The 22,683-nt window shown below is 37.4% G+C and carries 21 protein-coding genes; 19 read left to right on the top strand and 2 right to left on the bottom strand.

Annotated elements, in window-relative coordinates:
* Positions 1 to 86 precede the first annotated feature (86 nt).
* The gene (locus tag BPMYX0001_RS16215; protein ID WP_006095757.1) at positions 87 to 1,796 is read right to left on the bottom strand and encodes an Rqc2 family fibronectin-binding protein; all 1,710 of its coding nucleotides are present in this window, start codon (positions 1,794 to 1,796) and stop codon (positions 87 to 89) included.
* 104 nt (positions 1,797 to 1,900) lie between these two features.
* On the opposite strand from BPMYX0001_RS16215, the gene BPMYX0001_RS16210 reads away from it, so the two are divergent.
* The 17 genes from BPMYX0001_RS16210 to spoVM all read left to right on the top strand — a co-directional run bounded on the left by BPMYX0001_RS16210 (position 1,901) and on the right by spoVM (position 19,894).
* Positions 1,901 to 4,621 carry a calcium-translocating P-type ATPase, SERCA-type gene (locus BPMYX0001_RS16210; protein ID WP_006095756.1) on the top strand — a complete coding sequence of 907 codons (2,721 nt, stop codon included), beginning with the start codon at positions 1,901 to 1,903 and terminating at the stop codon, positions 4,619 to 4,621.
* 99 nt (positions 4,622 to 4,720) lie between these two features.
* Positions 4,721 to 5,596 (top strand): YicC/YloC family endoribonuclease, encoded by an 876-nt coding sequence (locus tag BPMYX0001_RS16205; protein WP_003208193.1) that lies wholly within the window; start codon positions 4,721 to 4,723, stop codon positions 5,594 to 5,596.
* 67 nt (positions 5,597 to 5,663) lie between these two features.
* Entirely contained in the window at positions 5,664 to 5,927 is a 264-nt protein-coding gene (gene remA / locus BPMYX0001_RS16200; RefSeq protein ID WP_001251459.1) for an extracellular matrix/biofilm regulator RemA, read from the top strand.
* Positions 5,928 to 5,940: 13 nt separating this feature from the next.
* Positions 5,941 to 6,558, top strand: coding sequence for a guanylate kinase (gmk, locus tag BPMYX0001_RS16195; RefSeq protein WP_003199649.1), 618 nt, complete (start codon positions 5,941 to 5,943; stop codon positions 6,556 to 6,558).
* 1 nt (position 6,559) lies between these two features.
* Positions 6,560 to 6,772, top strand: coding sequence for a DNA-directed RNA polymerase subunit omega (rpoZ, locus tag BPMYX0001_RS16190; RefSeq protein ID WP_003199650.1), 213 nt, complete (start codon positions 6,560 to 6,562; stop codon positions 6,770 to 6,772).
* 198 nt (positions 6,773 to 6,970) lie between these two features.
* Positions 6,971 to 8,176 carry a bifunctional phosphopantothenoylcysteine decarboxylase/phosphopantothenate--cysteine ligase CoaBC gene (gene coaBC / locus BPMYX0001_RS16185; RefSeq protein ID WP_006095754.1) on the top strand — a complete coding sequence of 402 codons (1,206 nt, stop codon included), beginning with the start codon at positions 6,971 to 6,973 and terminating at the stop codon, positions 8,174 to 8,176.
* Complete coding sequence (gene priA / locus BPMYX0001_RS16180) at positions 8,173 to 10,578, top strand: primosomal protein N' (protein ID WP_033799064.1); 2,406 nt, start codon at positions 8,173 to 8,175, stop codon at positions 10,576 to 10,578. The genes coaBC and priA overlap by 4 nt, the downstream gene beginning before the upstream one ends.
* Before the next feature lie 11 nt (positions 10,579 to 10,589).
* Positions 10,590 to 11,066, top strand: a complete 477-nt coding sequence (gene def / locus BPMYX0001_RS16175; protein WP_003199655.1) for a peptide deformylase — start codon at positions 10,590 to 10,592, stop codon at positions 11,064 to 11,066.
* A gap of 16 nt (positions 11,067 to 11,082) precedes the next feature.
* Positions 11,083 to 12,027 (top strand): methionyl-tRNA formyltransferase, encoded by a 945-nt coding sequence (gene fmt, locus BPMYX0001_RS16170; protein ID WP_006095752.1) that lies wholly within the window; start codon positions 11,083 to 11,085, stop codon positions 12,025 to 12,027.
* Positions 12,024 to 13,358, top strand: a complete 1,335-nt coding sequence (rsmB, locus tag BPMYX0001_RS16165) for a 16S rRNA (cytosine(967)-C(5))-methyltransferase RsmB (protein WP_018780920.1) — start codon at positions 12,024 to 12,026, stop codon at positions 13,356 to 13,358. Before fmt ends, rsmB begins: the two co-directional genes overlap by 4 nt.
* Positions 13,359 to 13,362: 4 nt before the next feature.
* Positions 13,363 to 14,451 carry a dual-specificity RNA methyltransferase RlmN gene (gene rlmN / locus BPMYX0001_RS16160; protein ID WP_003199662.1) on the top strand — a complete coding sequence of 363 codons (1,089 nt, stop codon included), beginning with the start codon at positions 13,363 to 13,365 and terminating at the stop codon, positions 14,449 to 14,451.
* Between the two features lie 4 nt (positions 14,452 to 14,455).
* Positions 14,456 to 15,208, top strand: coding sequence for a Stp1/IreP family PP2C-type Ser/Thr phosphatase (locus tag BPMYX0001_RS16155; RefSeq protein ID WP_003199663.1), 753 nt, complete (start codon positions 14,456 to 14,458; stop codon positions 15,206 to 15,208).
* Between the two features lie 8 nt (positions 15,209 to 15,216).
* The gene (gene pknB, locus BPMYX0001_RS16150) at positions 15,217 to 17,187 is read left to right on the top strand and encodes a Stk1 family PASTA domain-containing Ser/Thr kinase (RefSeq protein WP_018780921.1); all 1,971 of its coding nucleotides are present in this window, start codon (positions 15,217 to 15,219) and stop codon (positions 17,185 to 17,187) included.
* A gap of 284 nt (positions 17,188 to 17,471) precedes the next feature.
* Entirely contained in the window at positions 17,472 to 18,353 is an 882-nt protein-coding gene (rsgA, locus tag BPMYX0001_RS16145) for a ribosome small subunit-dependent GTPase A (RefSeq protein ID WP_003199670.1), read from the top strand.
* A gap of 2 nt (positions 18,354 to 18,355) precedes the next feature.
* Positions 18,356 to 19,000: a ribulose-phosphate 3-epimerase gene (gene rpe / locus BPMYX0001_RS16140; RefSeq protein ID WP_003199671.1), complete on the top strand. Its 645-nt coding sequence runs from the start codon at positions 18,356 to 18,358 to the stop codon at positions 18,998 to 19,000.
* A gap of 105 nt (positions 19,001 to 19,105) precedes the next feature.
* Entirely contained in the window at positions 19,106 to 19,747 is a 642-nt protein-coding gene (locus BPMYX0001_RS16135; RefSeq protein ID WP_033799063.1) for a thiamine diphosphokinase, read from the top strand.
* 66 nt (positions 19,748 to 19,813) lie between these two features.
* A complete protein-coding gene (spoVM, locus tag BPMYX0001_RS16130) occupies positions 19,814 to 19,894 on the top strand; it encodes a stage V sporulation protein SpoVM (protein WP_001213600.1) in 81 nt (26 codons plus the stop codon).
* 70 nt (positions 19,895 to 19,964) lie between these two features.
* On the opposite strand, the gene rpmB is transcribed toward spoVM, so the two are convergent.
* The gene (gene rpmB, locus BPMYX0001_RS16125) at positions 19,965 to 20,153 is read right to left on the bottom strand and encodes a 50S ribosomal protein L28 (RefSeq protein WP_000124776.1); all 189 of its coding nucleotides are present in this window, start codon (positions 20,151 to 20,153) and stop codon (positions 19,965 to 19,967) included.
* A 378-nt stretch (positions 20,154 to 20,531) separates the two neighbouring features.
* On the opposite strand from rpmB, the gene BPMYX0001_RS16120 reads away from it, so the two are divergent.
* Positions 20,532 to 20,894 (top strand): Asp23/Gls24 family envelope stress response protein, encoded by a 363-nt coding sequence (locus tag BPMYX0001_RS16120; RefSeq protein ID WP_000021111.1) that lies wholly within the window; start codon positions 20,532 to 20,534, stop codon positions 20,892 to 20,894.
* Positions 20,895 to 20,916: 22 nt separating this feature from the next.
* Positions 20,917 to 22,593, top strand: coding sequence for a DAK2 domain-containing protein (locus BPMYX0001_RS16115; protein WP_006095749.1), 1,677 nt, complete (start codon positions 20,917 to 20,919; stop codon positions 22,591 to 22,593).
* Positions 22,594 to 22,683: the final 90 nt, after the last annotated feature.

Here is a 22,683-nt window from a genome sequence, read left to right as displayed (position 1 = left end):
TTTTGTGAAAAATAGTTTTTATTAAGTGATAGGTATAAAAAAAGGTAATAACGATTTAATTAATATCGTTATTACCTCTTTTTGTTTTAAGCTTTTAATTTCATCACCGTATCAGCATCTGGTGTTACATACAATGTTTGTTGATTATCATATGTCACAAACCCAAGTTTAGCACCGCTTGGTTTTTTAACATGGCGAATTTTTGTGAAATCTACAGGAACAGAACTAGAATCTTTTGCTTTACTGTAATAAGCAGCGAGTTTAGCAGCTTCTAATAAAGTCTCTTCAGTTGGTTCTAATGAGCGAATAACAACGTGAGAACCAGGAATATCTTTTGTATGTAACCAAATTTCATCACGACGTGCAAATTTGGTTGTTAAATAGTCATTTTGTTTATTATTTTTACCGACTAAAATTTCTGTTCCATCGGTAGAGATATATTTATCTAATATCGGTTTTGATGTTTTTTTCTTTGTATTCTTCGACTTACGGTTACGCATATAACCTTCTTCAGCTAATTCTTCGCGAATCTCCTCGATATCTTTTGAAGAAGCAGCCTCCATTTGTTGAAGTAGGCTATCAAAGTAAAGGATTTCTTCATTTGTTTTTTCAATTTGTTCTTTTACGATTGCGACAGAATTTTTCGCTTTTTGATACTTTTGGAAATAACGTTGTGCGTTTTCTGACGGTGTTTTCAGTGGATCTAATGTAATTTTTACTGTTCCGCCATTTTCATCGTAGTAGTTGACAACCTCAATTTCTTTGTCACCTTTTTTTAATGCATACATGTTAGCTGTAAGAAGTTCACCGAATAATTGATATTTATCAGCTTTCCCAGCATCTTGTAGTGTTTTTTGTAATTTAATTAATTTCTTTTCATTTTTTGCTTTTTCATTGTGCATAAATCGTTCTAAATCATGTGCTTGTTGTTTTACACGATCGCGTTCAGCCTTTCCAAAGAAGAATCGATCTAATAATTCACTTACAGATAAGAATGTTTTATTATGCCCTTTTAAATGTGTAAGAGGGAAGAGATAAAAGAACTCTTTTCCATTTGCCGTTATCATTGTTGGTTCATATTGATGCGCTTGCATTGGTTTTTGTAATGTGAAAAACGCTTCTGATAATGCATGTTCATTTACCATAACAGCTTTCTTTACAACTTCTTTTGCAAATAGCGGAGAAATCCCCATAAAGGCCCCAACAAGTTGTTTATCCATATTTCCTGCTAAAAAGTCTAGTGGCCTAATAAACTCATCTTGTGTTTCAATCTGCAAGGGATTAATTTTATGCTGTGCTGGTGGTGCAACATATTCAGCGCCAGCATATACAGTACGATGCCGATTTACCGCTAAAGAAACGTGCTTTAAGCTATCTAAAATGATATTTGTTTTCGCGTCTACTAAAATAATATTGCTGTGACGACCCATTATTTCAATCACTAATGTTTTTAACGATTCGTCCCCAATCTCGTTACGGCTTCGAACGGTAATTTGAATGATACGTTCTAAATCGATTTGTTCAATTTTCTCAATAAATCCACCTTCTAAATGTTTGCGAAGAAGCATGCAAAACATTGGTGGTAATGCTGGTGAATCATAACTTTGATTTGTAAGATGCATACGTGCGTATGTAGGGTGTGCGGAAATAAGTAATTTTTGATTTTTTCCGTTTGCTCGAATATGTAACAAAACCTCATATTTTGAGGGTTGATATATTTTTGAAATTCTTCCTGTTTGAAGAGAATTTGCAATTTCATGTGTAATCGCTCTTGTAAATAATCCATCGAATGCCATTATGAACACTCCTTTCTAACTAAATGTTAATTATAGCATTTTTTTGGACGGGGCTGAATAAGCTTTCATTAGAGCATGTCTGCAATCAGGAGGTCGATAGCGAGATGAATTGGTATGAAATGCGTGCACATGAAGTGGAAGAAAGAACGAATACGAATGTGAAGGTAGGACTGTCAGAGCAAGAAGCGGAAGGGCGCTTAAAGAAGCTAGGGCCAAATGAATTACAAGAAGCAAAGCGGCCTTCTGCACTTCTTGTATTTTTGGCGCAGTTTAAAGATTTTATGGTACTTGTTTTGTTTGGTGCGACAATCATTTCAGCTTTTTTAGGAGAGTATATTGATTCGATTGCAATTGTCGCAATTGTTATTATCAATGGTGTTCTTGGTTTTTTTCAAGAAAGAAAAGCAGAAAAATCATTGGAGGCTTTGAAAGAATTAGCTGCCCCGCAAGTAACGGTTTTACGAAATGGAAAATGGATGAAAATACCATCTAAAGCACTTGTCCTTGGGGATATCATTAAATTTTCTAGCGGCGACCGTATTGGTGCTGATATTCGTCTTGTTGAAGCATCGAGTTTATATATCGAGGAATCGGCTTTAACGGGAGAATCTGTACCTGTTCAAAAGAAAGTGGAAGCATTAAGCGGTCAAAATGTTGCGATTGGTGATCAAAAAAATATGGCATTTATGGGGACGATGATAACAAGGGGTTCCGGGGCCGGAGTAGTAGTAGCTACAGGGATGAACACGGCTATGGGGCAGATTGCAAATCTGTTGCAAAATGCAGAGCAAATGGAAACACCGCTGCAAAGAAGATTAGAACAACTTGGGAAGATTCTAATCATTGTTGCCCTTATTTTAACAGCACTTGTTGTACTAGCTGGAGTGTATCAAGGGAATGAAGTGTATCATATGTTCTTAGCGGGTGTGTCACTTGCTGTTGCAGCAATTCCAGAAGGATTACCAGCGATTGTTACGGTCGCATTGTCACTTGGTGTACAGCGCATGATTAAAAAGAGAGCGATTGTTCGAAAATTACCAGCAGTAGAAACTTTAGGATGTGCTTCTGTTATTTGTTCGGACAAAACGGGTACGATGACACAAAATAAAATGATGGTAACACATATGTGGTCAGGTGGCGAAACATGGCATGTAACCGGGCAAGGCTACGAGCCTACTGGATCATTTATGAAAGGTGAGCAGAAGGTTAATCCGGAATCTACAAGGGCGTTATATCAATTATTAACATTTGGGTGTTTATGCAATAACGCGAGCATTGTAAAAAAGAAAAAAACATATGTCCTAGATGGAGATCCGACAGAAGGTGCGCTCGTTGCAGCGGCGATGAAATCAGGAATATCCCGAGAAGCTTTAAAAGAGAAGTTTGAAATTATTCATGAACTCCCTTTCGATTCCACACGAAAAATGATGAGCGTAATCGTTCGTGATCGTGATGGTAAAAAATTTGTAGTCACAAAAGGGGCACCTGATGTTCTTTTGCAAATGAGCCAAACAATTTTATGGGGGGATAAACAGCAACCTTTAAGTGAGTTATATCGTAAAGAAGTGCAAGCGGCAATTCATAACCTTGGGAGTCAAGCGCTTCGAACGATTGCTGTTGCATTTAGGGCTTTAAAAGTAACAGATTCAATTGAACATGAAAGAGAAGTAGAAAAAGATTTCATGCTTGTCGGGATACAAGGAATGATAGACCCGCCAAGACCAGAAGTGAAACAGGCCGTAAAAGAGTGTAAAGAGGCTGGTATTAAAACGGTAATGATTACAGGAGACCATAAAGTAACAGCGATGGCAATTGCGGAGCAGTTAGGGGTTTTACCACCGAATGGCCGCGTTATAGAAGGTGTAGAATTAGCAAATATGTCTGTAGATGAACTAGAGGATATTGTAGAAGATACCTATGTATTTGCACGTGTATCTCCTGAACATAAATTAAAAATTGTAAAAGCTCTTCAAAATAAAGATCATATTGTGGCGATGACAGGTGATGGAGTGAATGACGCTCCTGCTATTAAAACAGCTGATATTGGGATAGCGATGGGAATTACAGGAACGGATGTAGCTAAAGAAGCTTCCTCTCTTGTTTTGCTAGATGATAACTTTGCTACGATTAAATCGGCAATTAAAGAGGGACGAAATATATATGAGAATATTCGGAAGTTCATTCGGTATTTATTAGCATCAAATGTTGGAGAGATTTTAGTTATGTTATTTGCGATGATGCTTGCTTTACCACTTCCGATGGTTCCAATTCAAATTTTATGGGTGAATTTAGTAACAGATGGTTTACCAGCAATGGCACTAGGGTTAGATGCAGCTGAGGGAGATGTGATGAGAAGAAATCCACGGCATCCGAAAGAAGGGGTGTTTGCAAGAGGGTTGGCTTGGAAAATTGTGAGTAGAGGCTTTTTAATTGGTATTGTAACCTTGCTGGCATTTATTATTGCATTTAATCAGCATCCAAATGAATTGAAATATGCGCAAACAGTAGCTTTTGCTACACTAGTTTTAGCACAGCTTATTCATGTATTTGACTGCCGCAGTGAACACTCTATATTCCATCGTAATCCTTTTGGTAATATATATTTGGTTGGAGCAGTTATTATTTCGGTGTTATTAATGCTTGTGGTTATTTATTATCCACCATTGCAACCGATTTTTAGCACAATGCCAATTCAAGCGAGAGATTGGTTATTAATCGTTGGTTTATCGTCCATTCCAACATTTTTATTAGTCGGCTCTTTATTGACAGGGAAAAAGGAGAAGAAGAAGCCGATATTGTATAAGAGAGGCATAAACTTGAAATAGTCAATGATATGAAAATGTGATATAATTTACAAAAGGTAGTAGAGTTGCATCTCTATTACCTTTTTCATTGAGTTATTTCATGGTGTGGATGTGATAAAGATGATTTCTAGTATGACAGGATTTGGAAGAGCGAAAGTGGAAAATGATGCTTTTCAAATTACAGTAGAAATGAAGTCAGTGAACCATCGTTTTTTAGAGATGAACATTCGACTTCCGAAACAAATGATGGTTTTTGAGGACAAAATTCGTAAGTTAATTGCAGAACAAGTTCGCCGCGGGCGTATTGAAGTGTCCATTATTATTACAGGGGAAGGGCTTGTTGAAAGAAAGTTAAGTGTGAATTGGCCGCTTCTCAAGCAGTATAAATCCATTATGGAAGACGTGAAAACGAAATTTCAATTACAAGATTCCATTACACTTCAACAATTAATGGCAATGCCAGAAGTAACGGCGATTGAAGAAATGGAAAATGTAAATGAACAATTTGAACAAAATTTATATGAAGCTGTTCGCCAAGCTGCTCGTACGTTAAAAACGATGAGAGATGGCGAAGGAGAACGATTACATAAAGATATGGCGTATCGTTTACAAGAGATACACGATTGTGTAAATGCGATTATTCCGCATGCACCAATTGTTACTCAAAAATATCGTGAACGATTGGAAAATCGCTTAAAAGAATTACATAATCATGAGTTAGATGAACAAAGGTTGCTGACAGAGGTAGCGATGTTTGCGGAGCGCTCGGATATTCATGAAGAATTGGTTCGCTTGCAAAGTCATTTAGCTCAATTTCATGAAGCCCTTGAGATCGAGGAGCCTGTTGGTAGAAAAATGGATTTCATTGTACAAGAGATGCATCGGGAAATTAACACGATCGGTTCTAAGGCAAACGACTTAACAATTTCAAAATATGTTGTAGAAATGAAAAATAACCTTGAAAAAATTCGTGAACAGGTACAAAATATTGAGTAGCTGTCAAAAAATATATAAAGTTATACGTGGTGGGGAAATCGGATAGACTTACTAGGAGGCGCAAACTATGGCCATGCGGTTTTTAAATATTGGATATGGGAATATTGTATCTGCTCATCGAATTATTGCAATTGTAAGTCCGGAGTCAGCTCCTATTAAACGAACGGTGCAGGAAGCGCGTGAACATAACGTGTTACTAGATGCTACGTATGGGAGAAAAACAAGGGCGGTTATTGTTATGGATGATGGGCATATTGTACTAAGCCCAATTCAGCCAGAGACGATTGCACATCGTTTAAATAATAAAGAAGATTTAAGTGAGGAAGGGTAGGTTTTACATATTTATGAGAAGTAGAAGAGGGTTGCTCATCGTTCTTTCAGGACCTTCTGGCGTTGGGAAAGGGACAGTTCGAAAAGAGTTGTTCAGCCATGAAGATACAAGATTTCAATACTCTATTTCAGTAACGACACGTAAACCGCGTGAAGGTGAAGTAGATGGTGTGGATTATTTCTTTAAAGAGAGAGAAGAGTTTGAAGAAATGATTCGTAACGAAAAGCTGCTTGAGTGGGCAGAGTTCGTTGGGAATTACTATGGAACACCAATCGATTATGTTGAAAAAACATTGCAAGAAGGAAAAGATGTATTCTTAGAAATTGAAGTACAAGGAGCAATTCAAGTAAAGAAAGCTTTCCCAGAAGGGGTATTTATTTTCTTAGCTCCTCCAAGCTTATCAGAGCTTAAGAATCGCATCGTTGGTCGCGGTACAGAGACTGAAGATGTTATTGAAAATCGTTTAACTGTAGCAAAAGAAGAAATCGAGATGATGGACGCTTATGACTATGTAGTAGAAAATGATAAAGTAGAACTTGCTTGTGAACGCATTAAAGCTATTGTGGTTGGTGAACATTGCCGCCGCGACAGAGTAGCGAAATATTATAAAGAAATGACGGAGGGTATATAATATGTTAAATCCATCAATTGATTCATTGCTAAAAAAAATCGACTCTAAATATACATTAGTAACAGTAGCGGCAAAACGCGCTCGTGAAATGCAAATGGCTAACAACTGTGTTGTTGAAAATCCTGTTTCTCATAAATGTGTAGGTAAAGCGTTGGAAGAAATCGATGCGGAAGCATTAAATTATGTACCAAGCGAAGAGAAAGTATCTGAGTAAGGCATTCTCTTCGACAAATGAAAACATAGACTTTATACTTTTCTATGTAACGGTAACAACCTATTTACAAGTAGGTTGTTATTTTTTTACGATAGAGCTAAAAGAAATAGGTTTTTGTTTAATGAAATACTAGCACTGACGAGCTGGAATGAATACATTTCAGCAGAATAAGTTTGAAAAAGAAAGAGGACGAGTCATATGCTAAAAGGGAAAAAGATACTTCTATGTGTAACAGGAGGCATTGCTGTTTTTAAAGCGGCTGCGTTAACGAGTAAATTAACACAAGCAGGAGCACTTGTAAAAGTAATGATGAGTGAATCGGCGATGAAATTTGTTACACCTCTTACATTTCAAGCGCTTTCTCGCCATGATGTATACACGGATACGTTTAATGAAAAAGATTCTGCAGTTATCGCTCATATTGATTTAGCGGATTGGGCGGACGTTGTGCTTATTGCACCAGCAACAGCGAATTGTATCGGAAAATTAGCAAATGGTATTGCTGATGATATGATCACAACAACATTGTTAGCTACTATAGCGCCAGTCTGGATTGCACCTGCTATGAATGTGCATATGTATGAAAATAAAATTGTCCAAAAGAATATGATGACGTTAAAAGCGTTGGGATATACATTTATTGAGCCTGGAGAAGGCTTTTTAGCATGTGGATATGTTGCGAAAGGTCGATTAGAAGAACCAGAAACAATTATCGCTCGATTACAAGAAACGTTTTCAGAACATAAACCATTAAAGGGAAAGAAAATTTTAGTAACTGCTGGCCCAACTCGTGAAAAAATTGATCCAGTACGTTTTATGACGAACTTTTCTTCAGGGAAAATGGGGTATGCGCTAGCGGAAGTTGCTGCTAACTTAGGAGCGGATGTAATACTTGTTTCAGGTCCAACTGCAATAGCATCACCTGTAAATGTAACAACTGTGCAAGTAGAATCTGCACAAGATATGTTAGAAGCTGTAATGCAACATTATGGATCTATGGATGTTGTTATTAAAACAGCTGCAGTAGCAGACTATCGCCCGAAAATTGTGCATAATCAGAAGATGAAAAAGAAAAGTGGCGATGCAGTCATTGAGTTAGAAAGAACAATCGATATTTTGAAAACACTCGGTGAGAAAAAAGAGCATCAACTCCTAATCGGTTTTGCTGCTGAAACGACAAATATAGAAGAATATGCAACGAAAAAATTGCGTGAAAAAAATGCAAATATGATTGTTGCAAATGATGTGAAAGCACAAGGTGCAGGATTCGGTACGGATACGAATATTGTAACAATGTATAGAAAAGATGGAGAAGTTATTCGATTACCTCTTTTAACAAAGAAAGAAGTTGCACGTGAAATTTTAATGCAAATTAAAGCGATGTTAGAAGAGGATCGTGTATGAAATTTGCAAGTGTAATCGTTGATGTACCGGCACGTCAAACAGATCGCCCGTTTGATTATGTTATCCCTAAGAAATGGGAAGATATTGTACAAACAGGTATGCGTGTAGTCGTTCCGTTTGGTCCACGGAAATTACAAGGCTTTATTATTGAAATAAAAGATTCAGTCGATGTGGAAAGTAAAAAGTTAAAAGCATTGCATGAAATACTAGATATTACGCCAGTTTTAAATGAAGAATTATTACAACTTGGTTTTTGGCTGACGGATGAAACATTATGTTATATGATTTCAGCTTTTCAAGTTATGCTTCCAGCTGCGATAAAAGCGACTTATAAAAAACGGCTACAGCTCCATAAAACAGCTGCAGTGGCGCCGGAAATTCGTGATTTGTTTCAAGGGAAAGAAGCGATAGATTGGGAAGAAATTGCTACGCACTCACATATGTATCGCATGGTTCAAAAAGAGATAACAAACGGCACTATTGAAGTCATCTATAAAGTAAAAGATAAGGTGCAAAAGAAGAAACAAAGGGTGATTCAGCCAGAATTGCCACAGGAACAATTAGAGGCAGCTGCCTTTGAGCTGAAAAGTAAAAAGCAACAAGATGTACTGTATTACTTTGTAGAAAATTATCACAGTGTGCCATTAAAAACATTAACAGAAGAACTACAAATAACAGATGCACCGGTAAAGTCGCTTGTGAAAAAAGGGTTGCTTTTAGAACAGTACATTGAAGTATATCGTAACCCATATGACGATGAGGCTTTTGAACAGACAAAGCCATTTCCGCTCACAGATGAACAAAATCAAGTGATTACGCCCATCTTGTCATCCATTACAAATGAAACATATAATCCATTTTTACTATATGGTGTTACAGGAAGCGGTAAAACAGAAGTGTATTTGCAATCCATTGCTGCGGTGTTGAAAAAGGGAAAAGAGGCGATTGTACTTGTTCCAGAAATTGCGTTAACACCGCAAATGGTAGATCGATTTAAAGGACGTTTTGGTTCGCAAGTTGCGGTTCTTCATAGTGCGCTTTCTGTTGGGGAAAAATATGATGAATGGCGGAAAATTTTACGAAAAGAAGTAAAAGTTGTTGTTGGAGCACGCTCCGCTATTTTTGCTCCATTTGAAAACTTAGGAATTATTATTATTGATGAAGAACATGAGTCAAGTTATAAACAAGAAGATAATCCGAAATATCATGCCAGGGATGTTGCGATTTGGCGAGGGCAATATCATAATTGTCCAATCGTGCTCGGCAGTGCAACGCCGACTCTCGAATCATTTGCTAGAGCGAAAAAAGGTGTTTATGAGCTACTAACCATGCAAAAGCGTATGAATGAACAAGCGTTGCCGACAGTAGAAATTGTTGATATGCGTGAGGAACTGCGTGATGGAAATCGTTCTATGTTTTCAAAATTACTTCATGAGAAAATAGCGGATCGGTTAGAAAAGAAAGAACAAATGGTTCTTTTTTTAAATCGAAGAGGCCATTCAACGTTTGTCATGTGTCGTGATTGTGGTTATGTCGTGCAATGTCCACACTGTGATATATCACTCACCTATCATAAAATGAATCATCGTTTAAAATGTCACTATTGCAGTTATGAGGAAAGTATGCCAACTGCTTGTCCTGCTTGTAATAGTTCGTATATTCGTTTCTTTGGGACAGGAACACAAAAGGTAGAAGAAGAAATTACAAAGTTATTTCCAGAGGCGCGGGTTATCCGTATGGATGTTGATACAACGAGTCGCAAAGGAATGCACGAAAAGTTATTAAAAGCCTTCGGTGAAGAGAAAGCTGATATCTTACTTGGAACACAGATGATCGCTAAAGGGCTTGATTTTCCAAAGGTTACACTTGTTGGTGTCTTAACAGCTGATACGATGCTACATTTACCAGATTTTCGAGCAAGCGAGAAAACGTATCAGTTATTGACGCAGGTGAGTGGACGTGCAGGTCGACATGAATTACCAGGAGAAGTAGTAATTCAAACGTATACGCCAGAACACTATAGCGTAGAACTAGCAAAGAATCAGCAGTACGATGTATTTTTTGAACAAGAAATGCAAATGAGAAAAACGAGGCAATACCCGCCATACTACTATGTCGCACTTGTAACCGTTTCGCATCCAGAGTTATTAAAAGCAGTGCAAGTAACGGAAAAAATTGTCGGTTATTTACGAACGCATTGCTCGCGGCAAACAATGGTGCTAGGACCGGTTGCTTCAGCAATTCCAAGGATAAAAGATAGATATCGATACCAATGCATGATAAAATACAAGCGGGAACCAAACTTAAAGTACGTGCTCAAAATGGTAAATGAACATTATCAAGCAGAAATGCAAAAAGATTTGCAGATCTCAATCGACTTTAATCCAACAATGTTAATGTAGCGGAGGAAAATATGGCAGTTTTAGAAATTGTAAAGCATCCAGATGAAGTGTTAGAAACCCCATGTGAACGGGTAATGAACTTTGATAAAAAGTTAGTGAATTTGTTAAAAGATATGCATGAAACAATGTTAGTTGCAGATGGTGTTGGTTTAGCAGCACCACAAGTCGGCGTAAGTTTGCAAGTGGCAGTTGTTGATATTGGTGATGATACGGGAAAAATCGAACTGATTAATCCAGTTATTTTAGAAAAACGTGGTGAACAAGTAGGTCCCGAAGGCTGCTTAAGCTTTCCGGGACTTTATGGTGAAGTGGAGCGTGCAGAGTATATTAAAGTACGTGCACAAAATCGTCGTGGTAAAATCTTTTTATTAGAGGCAGATGATTTTTTAGCACGCGCAATCCAACATGAAATCGACCATTTACATGGTGTGTTATTTACATCAAAAGTGACGAGATATTATGAGGAAAATGAATTAGAAGAGATGTAAAAGGAGCGGTTTTTGAATGATAAAAGTAGTATTTATGGGAACACCGGACTTTTCTGTACCGGTGCTTCGTCGTCTTATTGAAGATGGATATGATGTAATTGGTGTTGTAACGCAGCCGGATCGTCCAGTGGGGAGAAAAAAGGTTATGACACCAACACCTGTTAAGGTGGAAGCGGAAAAACATGGTATTCCGGTGTTACAGCCGTTAAAAATTCGTGAAAAAGACGAATATGAAAAAGTATTGGCATTAGAGCCGGATTTAATTGTGACAGCTGCGTTCGGACAAATTGTACCAAACGAAATTTTAGAAGCACCAAAGTATGGATGTATTAATGTTCATGCTTCATTACTTCCAGAACTTCGCGGCGGTGCACCAATTCATTACTCCATCATGCAGGGAAAAGAAAAAACAGGTATCACAATTATGTATATGGTGGAAAAATTAGATGCTGGTGATATTTTAACGCAAGTAGAAGTGGAAATCGAAGAACGTGAAACAACTGGTTCATTATTTGATAAATTAAGTGAGGCTGGAGCGCACTTATTATCAAAAACAGTTCCGCTTTTAATACAAGGAAAATTAGAACCGATTAAACAAAATGAGGATGAAGTAACATTCGCTTACAATATTAAACGTGAGCAAGAAAAGATTGATTGGATGAAAACAGGAGAAGAGGTTTACAATCACATTCGTGGTTTAAATCCGTGGCCAGTTGCTTATACAACTTTAGCAGGGCAAGTTGTAAAAATATGGTGGGGCGAAAAAGTTCCTGTAACAGTACAGGCTGAAGCTGGTTCTATTGTAGCAATTGAAGAAGATGGTTTCGTTGTGGCAACAGGAAATGAAACAGGTGTTAAAATTACTGAATTACAACCATCTGGTAAAAAGCGCATGAGTTGTTCACAATTTTTACGTGGAACAAAACCTGAAATTGGTACGAAGTTAGGAGAAGACGCATGAGACAAAATGTTCGTGAGTTAGCTCTTGATGGTCTAATTCAAGTAGAGAAAAGTGGCGCTTATAGCAACTTACTTTTAAATAATTTGATTGAAAAAAGTGCGATTGATAGAAAAGATATTGGTTTGTTAACTGAGATTGTCTATGGAACGATTCAACGTCGTGATACACTTGACTATTATTTACAACCATTTTTAAGAAAAAAAGTTGAAGCGTGGGTAAAAATATTACTTCGCTTATCTTTATATCAAATGCTATATTTAGATCGCGTCCCAGAAAGAGCGGCGATTCATGAGGCTGTTGAGATTGCAAAACGTCGTGGTCATAAAGGAATTGCAGGGATGGTAAACGGGGTACTCCGTTCGATTCAACGTGAAGGTGTGCCATCTTTAGAGGAGATACAAAATCCTGTAGAGCGAGTTTCTGTTGCAACGAGTCATCCAGAGTGGCTTGTACAAGAGTGGGTATCAGCATACGATTTAGAAACAGCGCAAAAAATGTGCGAAGTAAATATGGTTCCGCCGGTACCGACAGCACGTGTGAATGTTGATAAAATAACGGTAGAAGAAGCGATTGCTTTGCTAGAACGTGAGGGTGTACAAGCAAAACGTGGTGATTTATCAGAAGATGCTATCCAAATTGAAAAAGGAAACGTAGCGCATACAGAAGCGTTTAAAAACGGTTTCCTTTCTATTCAAGATGAAAGCTCTATGCTTGTTGCGCGTGCTTTGAAACCCGAAGAAGGAGATATGGTTCTTGATAGCTGCGCGGCGCCTGGTGGGAAAACAACACACATTGCAGAGCGTTTAAAGGGAACTGGTCAGGTAACGTCGCTGGATTTACATCCGCATAAAGTTCGTCTAATTCAGCAACAGGCGAAGCGTCTAGAATTAGAGAACATTGAAACAAAGGCGCTAGATGCCAGAAAAGTTCAAGAACATTTTGCGAACGAAAGCTTTGACAAAATATTAGTAGACGCACCATGTTCTGGATTTGGTGTTATCAGACGTAAGCCTGATATTAAATTAGGTAAAGAAAAAGGCGATAGTGAAAGACTGTCGACAATTCAGCTATCGATACTAGAAAAGGTAGCTCCACTGTTAAAAGCAGGTGGTCGCCTTGTTTATAGTACGTGTACAATTGAAAAAATAGAAAATGAACAAGTGATAGAGCAATTTTTACAAGAGCATCCTGAATTTGAATGGGATACTACTATGAAAGAGCGCATGCCAGAAAAATTACGTCCTTATATAAATGAAGGGCAAGTACAAATTTTACCGCATTATTTTGCAACAGATGGCTTTTATATTGCTTGTTTAAGAAAGAAGGTGTAGCATCATGGAAACGACTGTAAAAAAACAAAAGAAAGATTTAGAAACAAAAAAAACATCTATTTACTCTTTACAACTTCATGAAATGCAAAATTGGTTAAAGGAACAAGGTGAACCGAAATTCCGTGCAGGTCAAATTTTTGATTGGCTATATAAAAAGCGTGTAAAAAATTATGAGGATATGACAAATCTTTCAAAAGGATTGCGTGATAAATTGTCGAATTCCTTTGATATTACTACTTTAAATACATTAGTAAAGCAAACATCTTCTGATGGGACAATTAAGTTTTTATTCCAATTATATGATGGGTATTCTATCGAAACAGTATTAATGCGACATGAATATGGAAATTCCATTTGTGTAACAACACAGGTAGGTTGCCGAATTGGTTGTACATTCTGTGCATCAACACTAGGTGGTTTAAAGCGAAACCTAGAGGCTGGAGAAATCGTAGCGCAAGTAGTAGAGGTTCAACGTGCGCTTGATGAGACAGATGAGCGCGTGAGTTCTCTTGTTGTAATGGGAATTGGAGAGCCGTTTGATAACTACGATAACTTAATGTCGTTTTTACGCATTATTAACCATGAAAAAGGAATTCATATTGGTGCACGTCATATGACGGTTTCAACAAGTGGAATCATCCCGAAAATTTATAAGTTTGCTGAAGAGGATATGCAAATTAACTTTGCGATTTCATTGCACGCTCCAAATACAGAATTACGCTCAAAATTAATGCCGATTAACCGTGCTTATAAGCTGCCTGACTTAATGGAAGCTATTAAATACTATGTGAATAGAACCGGGCGTCGCATTACGTTTGAATATGGCTTATTTGGAGGAGAAAACGACCAAGTTGAGCATGCCGAAGAATTGGCTCAACTTTTAAAAGGTGTAAAATGTCATGTGAACTTAATTCCGGTAAACTATGTACCAGAACGCGATTACGTAAGAACACCACGTGAACAAATTTTCTTATTTGAAAAAACGTTGAAAGACCGTGGAGTGAATGTAACGATTCGCCGTGAACAAGGTCATGATATTGATGCTGCCTGCGGTCAGTTGCGTGCAAAGGAGCGCAAAGAAGAGACGAGGTGACAAGATGAAAGCCGTGTTTCTATCGGATAAAGGGAAAGTTCGTCAACATAATGAAGATAGTGCAGGAGTTTTTCATAATTTAGATGGAGATATTTTAGCTGTTGTAGCTGATGGAATGGGAGGTCATCGAGCAGGCGATGTTGCTAGCTCGATGGCCATTCAACTATTCCATGATTATTGGAAACAAACGTATAATATGGATACACCAAAAAAGGCCGAAGAATGGCTACATACAAACGTTGAGATGATTAACGAGAGGGTATACGAATACTCGAAGAAACATACAGAGTGTAGTGGTATGGGAACTACTGTTATTGTTGCGATTTGTACAGCGGGATTTGTAACAATTGGACACATAGGAGATAGTCGATGTTACATGTTATCAGATGATGAGATTTCACTTATAACTGAAGACCATTCACTTGTAAATGAACTTGTTAGATATGGTGAGATTTCAAAAGAGGATGCAGAGTATCATCCAAAAAAGAATTTGCTTTTACGAGCGCTTGGAACAGAAGAAAAAGTTGGATTAGATGTTAAAACATTAGTGTTAGAAGAAAATGATCAACTGCTTCTTTGCTCTGACGGATTATCAAATAAAGTTGCTATGGATGATATGCGAAAGATTTTGCAATTAAACGAACAACTCGAGACAAAGGGAGAACATCTTGTTCAACTTGCGAATGATCGTGGGGGAGAAGATAATATTACCCTTGTCATTGTTGATTATGCGGATTCGGCAAACGAAAGTAGGTGAATTACAACGTGCTGATTGGAAAACGCCTAAACGACCGTTATAAGCTACTGAAAATGATCGGTGGCGGAGGGATGGCCAATGTATATTTGGCTCATGATGATATACTAGGCCGAGATGTAGCGGTAAAAATATTAAGACTCGATTATGCAAATAATGATGAGTTTATTAAACGTTTCCATCGAGAAGCGCAATCTGTTACAACGTTGTCGCATCCAAATATTGTGAATATGTATGATGTTGGGGAAGAAGATGGAATTTATTATCTTGTTATGGAATATGTACCTGGACAAACATTAAAGCAATACATAACGCAGCGTGGAATGTTACCGATAGGAGAAGCTCTTGATATTATGGAGCAGTTAACATCTGCAATGGCACATGCGCATCATTTTGAAATTGTCCATAGAGATATAAAGCCACATAACATCTTAATTCGGAATGATGGAGTCGTGAAGGTGACAGACTTTGGGATTGCGACTGCTACAAGTGCAACGGCGATAACGCATACGAACTCAGTGCTTGGTTCGGTCCATTACTTGTCACCAGAGCAAGCACGTGGAGGGATAGCGAATAAACAATCGGATATTTATTCGCTTGGTATTGTTATGTTTGAATTACTAACAGGGCGACAACCTTTCTCAGGAGAGTCTGCAGTTGCGATCGCTTTAAAACATTTACAGAATGAAACACCATCTCCAAAACGCTGGAATCCAGATATTCCGCAAAGTGTAGAAAATATTATTTTAAAAGCAACTGCAAAAGATCCATTTCATCGCTATCAGTCTGCTAATGCGATGAAGAGAGATATTGAAACGGCGCTATATCCAGAACGTATTAACGAACAACCATTTTATATACCTGAAGATATGGAAGCGACGAAGGCAATTCCAATTATTCAACAAGAACAATTATTTGGAAATGTAAGCGATGAAACAATTGTATTGAATGGAAGTAAAGCGGATGAACAGATAAAAGATGAAGAAGTGAAACCGAACGAGAAAAAAAAGCGAAGTAACAAATGGCTGAAAGTGTTACTTACAACATTTTTACTTTTAGCAATCGGCACAACGTTAGCGCTGACTGTGATTCCAGGATTCTTTATTCCTAAAGACGTAAAAACTCCTGATGTGTCTGGTATGAAGTATGAGACTGCTGTTAACACTCTTGTTGAGAAAGGATTTGAAGTTGCTGAACCGAACATTGTTTATACAGATGATGTTGAAGCTGGGAAAGTAATTAAAACAAGTCCGGCAGCAGGAAGGGTTGTAAAAGAAAGGTCGAAAATTACTATCTATCAATCCGGTGGAAAAAAGAAGGATAAGATGAGTAATTTAATCGGAAAAGATTTTGATAGTTTGAAGGACGAATTGGAAGGGAAGTATAAAATTGTTGTTCGATACGATATTGAAAGCGAAAAACCAAAAGGTGAAATCGTAGAACAAAGTCCAGCAGCAGACCAAATGGTTGTGGAAGCGGAGCAAGATGTGAAAGTTTGGGTGAGTAAAGGTCCTTACCAAATTCGACCTGTTGATTTTTCTGGATGGACGGAAAATAGTGTGAATAGCTATTTAAATGAAAAGAAACTGGTCCCAAATATAAAAAGAGAATATTCGGATACTGTTGATAAGGGACAAGTAATTTCACAATCACCAAAACCAGGAACGCCGTTAAAAGAAGGGGATAAAGTAACGATTACTGTCTCTGATGGTCCGAAGCCTAAAGTAACGAAAACAGTAAAGGTTGATAACATTTCGATTCCGTATGAGCCTCCTGCGACAGGTGAGAAAAAGCCACAAACAATTGAAATTTATAAAGAAGATATGCAGCAGAAAATGGATAAGCCGATTGAAACGCGAACAATAACAGAATCTGCTACTATTTCTTTGGAATTTGTGATTCAAGAAGGAACAAAAGGTCATTACAAAATTGTTCGAGATGGGACGACAATTATTGATAAAGAAGTGCCATATCCAGCCTAGTAAAGGTGTGTCTCCATTTGGTGGATTCCACCTTCTTTGTATGGAGAGTGGAATTTGTTGCTCTTGCCTGTTATGCTGTTAACGTAGAAGGGTAAGAAATTACGTTTTGAAATAGAAGGACAGCCATAAAAGTGAAGTGGAAATAAAGGAGAATCTGAACTGATAAATAGTCAGTTTTATCCTAGTATTCGCTGGCAGTACCCCGTCTCAATATTTTAAGGAAGGGATAACTGTATGGAGAGGCTGATAACAATTTCACTTTATATAGAATAAAGGAGAATTATATGGCAGAAGGAAAAATTGTAAAAGCTTTAAGTGGTTTTTATTATGTACAGCATGAAGGTGGCATTACACAATGCCGTGGTCGTGGTGTATTCAGAAAAAATAAAATTACACCACTTGTAGGAGATCAAGTAGTTTTTCAAGCGGAGAATCCGAATGAAGGCTATGTTTTAGAGATTTTTGAGCGGAAAAATGAACTTGTTAGGCCGCCAATTGCCAATGTTGATCAAGCAATCCTTGTTTTCTCAGCAGTTGAACCAGATTTTAACCCAGGGTTATTAGATCGATTTTTAGTATTAATTGAATATCATAACATTAAACCAATTATTTGTATCAGTAAAATGGATTTAGTAGATGAAAAAATGCGAGAAACTGTTGAATCTTATGCAAATGATTATCGTGAAATGGGATATGATGTGTTATTTACTTCTATAAATACATCGGAAAGTATTGATATTTTAAAACCATTCTTAGAAGGTTGTGTCTCAGTTGTTGCGGGGCAATCTGGTGTAGGGAAATCTTCCATGTTAAATGTATTACGCCCAGATTTAGCCCTAAAAACAGATGATATTTCATCGCATTTAGGGCGAGGGAAGCATACGACAAGGCATGTAGAATTAATTGCAGTAGGAAGCGGTCTGGTTGCAGATACACCGGGTTTTAGCTCTCTTGATTTTATTGATATCGAAGTAGAAGATCTTACGTATTGTTTTCCAGAGTTGAAAGAAGAGAGTCAATACTGTAAATTTAGAGGGTGTACACACCTTTCAGAACCGAAATGTGCAGTAAAAGCTGCGGTTGAAGAAGGGAAAATTACACAATATCGTTATGAACATTACAAACAATTTGTAGAAGAAATTAGAGAGAGAAAGCCGAGGTATTAATTATGATTAAAATTGCACCATCGATTTTATCAGCAGATTTTTCCAAACTAGGGGAAGAAATTAAAGATGTAGAAAAGGGCGGAGCGGATTATATCCATGTTGACGTAATGGATGGGCATTTTGTTCCGAACATTACAATTGGTCCATTAATTGTAGAAGCGATTCGTCCAATTACATCTTTACCATTAGATGTACACTTAATGATTGAAAACCCGGATAACTATATCCCTACTTTTGCAAAAGCTGGAGCGGATATTATTACTGTTCATGTAGAGGTGTGCCCGCATTTACATCGTACGATTCAATTAATTAAATCACATGGTATTAAAGCTGGAGTTGTATTAAATCCACATACACCAGTTTCAATGATTGAACACGTATTGGGAGATATTGATATGGTATTACTTATGACAGTAAATCCAGGATTTGGTGGACAGAAGTTTATTCACTCTGTATTACCGAAAATTAAACAAGTTGCAGAAATGGTCAAAGAGCGTAATTTACAAGTAGAAATCGAAGTTGATGGTGGTGTGAATGCTGAGACTGCGAGACTTTGTGTAGAAGCTGGAGCAAATGTTCTTGTAGCAGGATCAGCAGTGTACAATCAAAAAGACCGCGGTGAAGCAATTCGAGTAATTCGTGGATAAGGAATATAGATAAGAAAACTTTTAAGACCTGTTAGAACGGGCTAATGTGAAAAAAGCAATCTACCGACTGGCAGATTGCTTTTTTCTATAGAAGGGAAAGAAAAGATGATTATTCATATTTTAGCTGGAGGACCGGCGGAGTACTGTGCTGATTTCTCTCGGTATGAAAATGAGGAAGTAGTATGGGCTGCGGTTGATCGTGGTGTATATCGTTTGTTGCAAAGAGGAATCATACCTACTGTTGCATTGGGTGATTATGACTCAGTTACAGATGAAGAATTAGCGTGGATGCAAAAACAGACAGATGAGTTACATATTGTTCCGCGTGAAAAAGATCAAACGGATTTAGAAATTGCAATTCATTGGGCACTGGAGCAAAAGCCGGATTTGATTCGCATTTTTGGTGCTACAGGCGGAAGGCTTGATCATGGGTTAGCGAACATACAAATGCTTTTAAAAGGGCTGGAAGCACATACTGAAATGTATATCGTTGACAATAAAAATGAAATCTCTGTAAAAAAAGTAGGCACATATATAATTGAAGAAAATGAACAATTTCCATACGTATCCTTTGTGCCTGTTACGGAAATTGTAAAAGGTATTACACTTCGTGGCTTTAAATATCCTCTTACTGATAAAACGATAGAATGGGGATCGACGCTTTGTATTAGTAATGAACTCATTGCGGAAAAAGGTACTTTTTCATTTGCTTCTGGCATATTAATGGTGATAAGAAGCACTGATTGAAGAAACACTTTTGCTACTTGCATCATATAGTAAACAAGTGGAGTAATGGGGATTAGGAGGGAAACCATGAGATTTTATACAATTAAGTTACCTAAATTTCTTGGTGGAATTGTTCGCGCGGTGTTAAATACCTTTAAAAAGGACTAAAAAAAGCACCATTAATGGTGCTTTTTCATGAGGATAATAAAAAAGAGCCTATTGGCTCTTTTTTTTATTATTAAACACGTTCGATTTTGCCAGATTTTAATGCTCTAGCAGAAACGTAAACACGTTGAACTTTACCGTCGATGCGTACGCGAACTTTTTGAAGGTTAGCGCCCCATTTACGTTTTGTAGCGTTCATTGCGTGAGAACGAGAGTTACCAGAACGAGCTTTTCTTCCAGTAATAGCACAAACACGAGCCATCTATATTTCCCTCCCTTAACTACCTTACCATACGTAATTTTTTCAATGTTAGTCTTTTATGCGATGCTAAAAACACTACTATAATTTAACACAACTAAAAAGAGAATGCAACAGTGTATAAAAAAGAAATCAAGAAAAATTACTTGACACTAAATTTCAGTAAAGAAAAGTAGAAATCAAGAAAAATCACTTGACATATTATAGTGGTACATGTTGTATAATAACAATGGACTATTTTGCTCGTCGTAGAAAAGTGTAATAATAAGTATAAAATATGAGAGCGAAAAGAAAGAACGATGGAATTTTCTTTAAAAAGATTATATGATAGTAATTAAAGTAGTCTAGCTCACTTTCACCATTTATGAAGGGGGAAAAGAGATGTCAATTGAAATTAAAACAAAGTACGGTCAAATTGATATTAGTACAGATGTAATTGCAACGATTGCTGGAGGTGCCGCGGTAGATTGCTACGGTATCGTTGGTATGGCTTCAAAAAACCAATTAAAAGATGGATTAACAGAAATTTTACGAAAAGAAAACTTCACTAGAGGCGTTATTGTTCGTAAAGACGAAGATGAAGTACATATTGATATGTATATTATTGTGAGCTATGGTACAAAAATTTCAGAGGTAGCACACAACGTCCAAACGAAAGTGAAATATACATTAGACCAAACGGTAGGACTAGCAGTAGATTCTGTAAACATCTACGTACAAGGAGTTAAAGTAATAAACTTGTAATGTGCATTAAGGAGGAAAATCTGTGTCAATTCAAAAAATTGATGGGAAACGTTTATCACAAATGATTATTCAAGGAGCGAATAACTTAACAAACAATGTTCAGCTTGTTGATGCATTAAACGTTTTTCCAGTTCCAGATGGCGATACCGGTACAAATATGAATTTATCAATGACTTCAGGCGCGCGTGAAGTGAAAGCAAACCCTTCGCAGCATGCTGGTAAAGTCGGCGTAAGTTTAGCAAAAGGATTATTAATGGGAGCTCGTGGTAACTCAGGTGTTATTTTATCTCAGTTGTTCCGTGGTTTCTCTAAATCCATTGAACAAAAAGAAGTATTAACAACAGTTGATTTTGCGGCAGCTTTAGAAGCTGGTGTAGAAACGGCGTATAAAGCGGTTATGAAGCCGATTGAAGGAACGATTTTAACAGTTGCAAGAGAAACGGGGAAATATGCAGTCACAGTTGCGAAAAAACAGCGCGACTTTGTTTTGTTTATGGAAGACGTTGTCAAAGAAGCAAATGCATCGTTAAATCGTACGCCAGATTTATTGCCTGTATTAAAACAAGTTGGCGTTGTAGATAGCGGTGGTAAAGGTCTTGTTGTTGTATACGAAGGCTTTTTAGCTGATTTAAAAGGGGAAACAATTTCTTCTGATGTACCAGCACAACCATCTATGAATGAAATGGTGCGTGCGGAGCATCACCGTAGTGTACAAAGCCAATTGAGTACAGAAGATATTAAATACGGATATTGTACGGAATTTATGGTGAAATTAGAGTCTGAAAAAATGAAAGAACATAATTTCTCTGAGCAGAAATTCCGTGAAGATATTAGTGTATATGGAGATTCATTGCTTGTTGTCTCGGATGATGAAGTTGTAAAAGTTCATATTCATGCAGAACATCCTGGTGATGCGATGAACTACGGTCAACGTTATGGTAGTTTGATTAAAATTAAAGTAGAAAATATGCGCGAACAGCATACTGCTTTATTAGATGAGCCAACACCGATGCCGGAAAAAGTAATTCCAGTAAAAGAAAAGCAACCATACGGTATTGTAACTGTAGCAATGGGATCAGGTATTAAAAACCTATTCGAGAGCATTGGGGCAACACAAGTTATCGAAGGTGGTCAAACGATGAACCCAAGTACAGAGGATATCGTAAAGGCAATCGAAGAAGCGAATGCTGAAAAAATCATTATATTACCGAATAACGGGAATATTGTGATGGCAGCAGAGCAAGCGGCATCTGTTATTGATCAAGAAGTGATTGTTGTTCGTTCAAAAACTGTTCCTCAAGGAATGGCTGCAATGTTAGCATTTAATCCAGTTGGAACGTTAGAAGAAAACGAAAAGAACATGCAAGAAGCACTAGCACATGTGAAAACAGGTCAAATTACGTATGCAGTTCGTGATACGGAAATTGACGGTGTAGCGATTCAAAAAAATGATTTCATGTGTATTGCAGATGGGAAAATTGTATCTACAAATGCTAAAAAAGTAGATGCAGCGAAGCAATTGCTAGAAAGTATGATTGATGAAGATTCTGAGATTGTAACGATCTTGCAAGGTGAAGATGCAACAGATGAAGAAGTTGCAGAGTTAGTTGCATTTGTAGAAGAGAAGTTTGAAGATGTAGAGGTAGAAGTTCACCAAGGAAATCAACCTGTATATTCTTTCATATTCTCTGTAGAATAAAGGGAATTTCTTTTTTGCATAGAGATGAATGGTTTTACTTGCTAATGAGCAAGAACTAGCGATAATCTATCGTCAGTGGTTCTTTTTCAA

This window comes from Bacillus pseudomycoides DSM 12442, from assembly GCF_000161455.1.
In the GTDB taxonomy this organism is placed as follows: Bacteria; Bacillota; Bacilli; order Bacillales; family Bacillaceae_G; genus Bacillus_A; species Bacillus_A pseudomycoides.
This window is presented reverse-complemented; position numbering and strand designations above follow the sequence as displayed.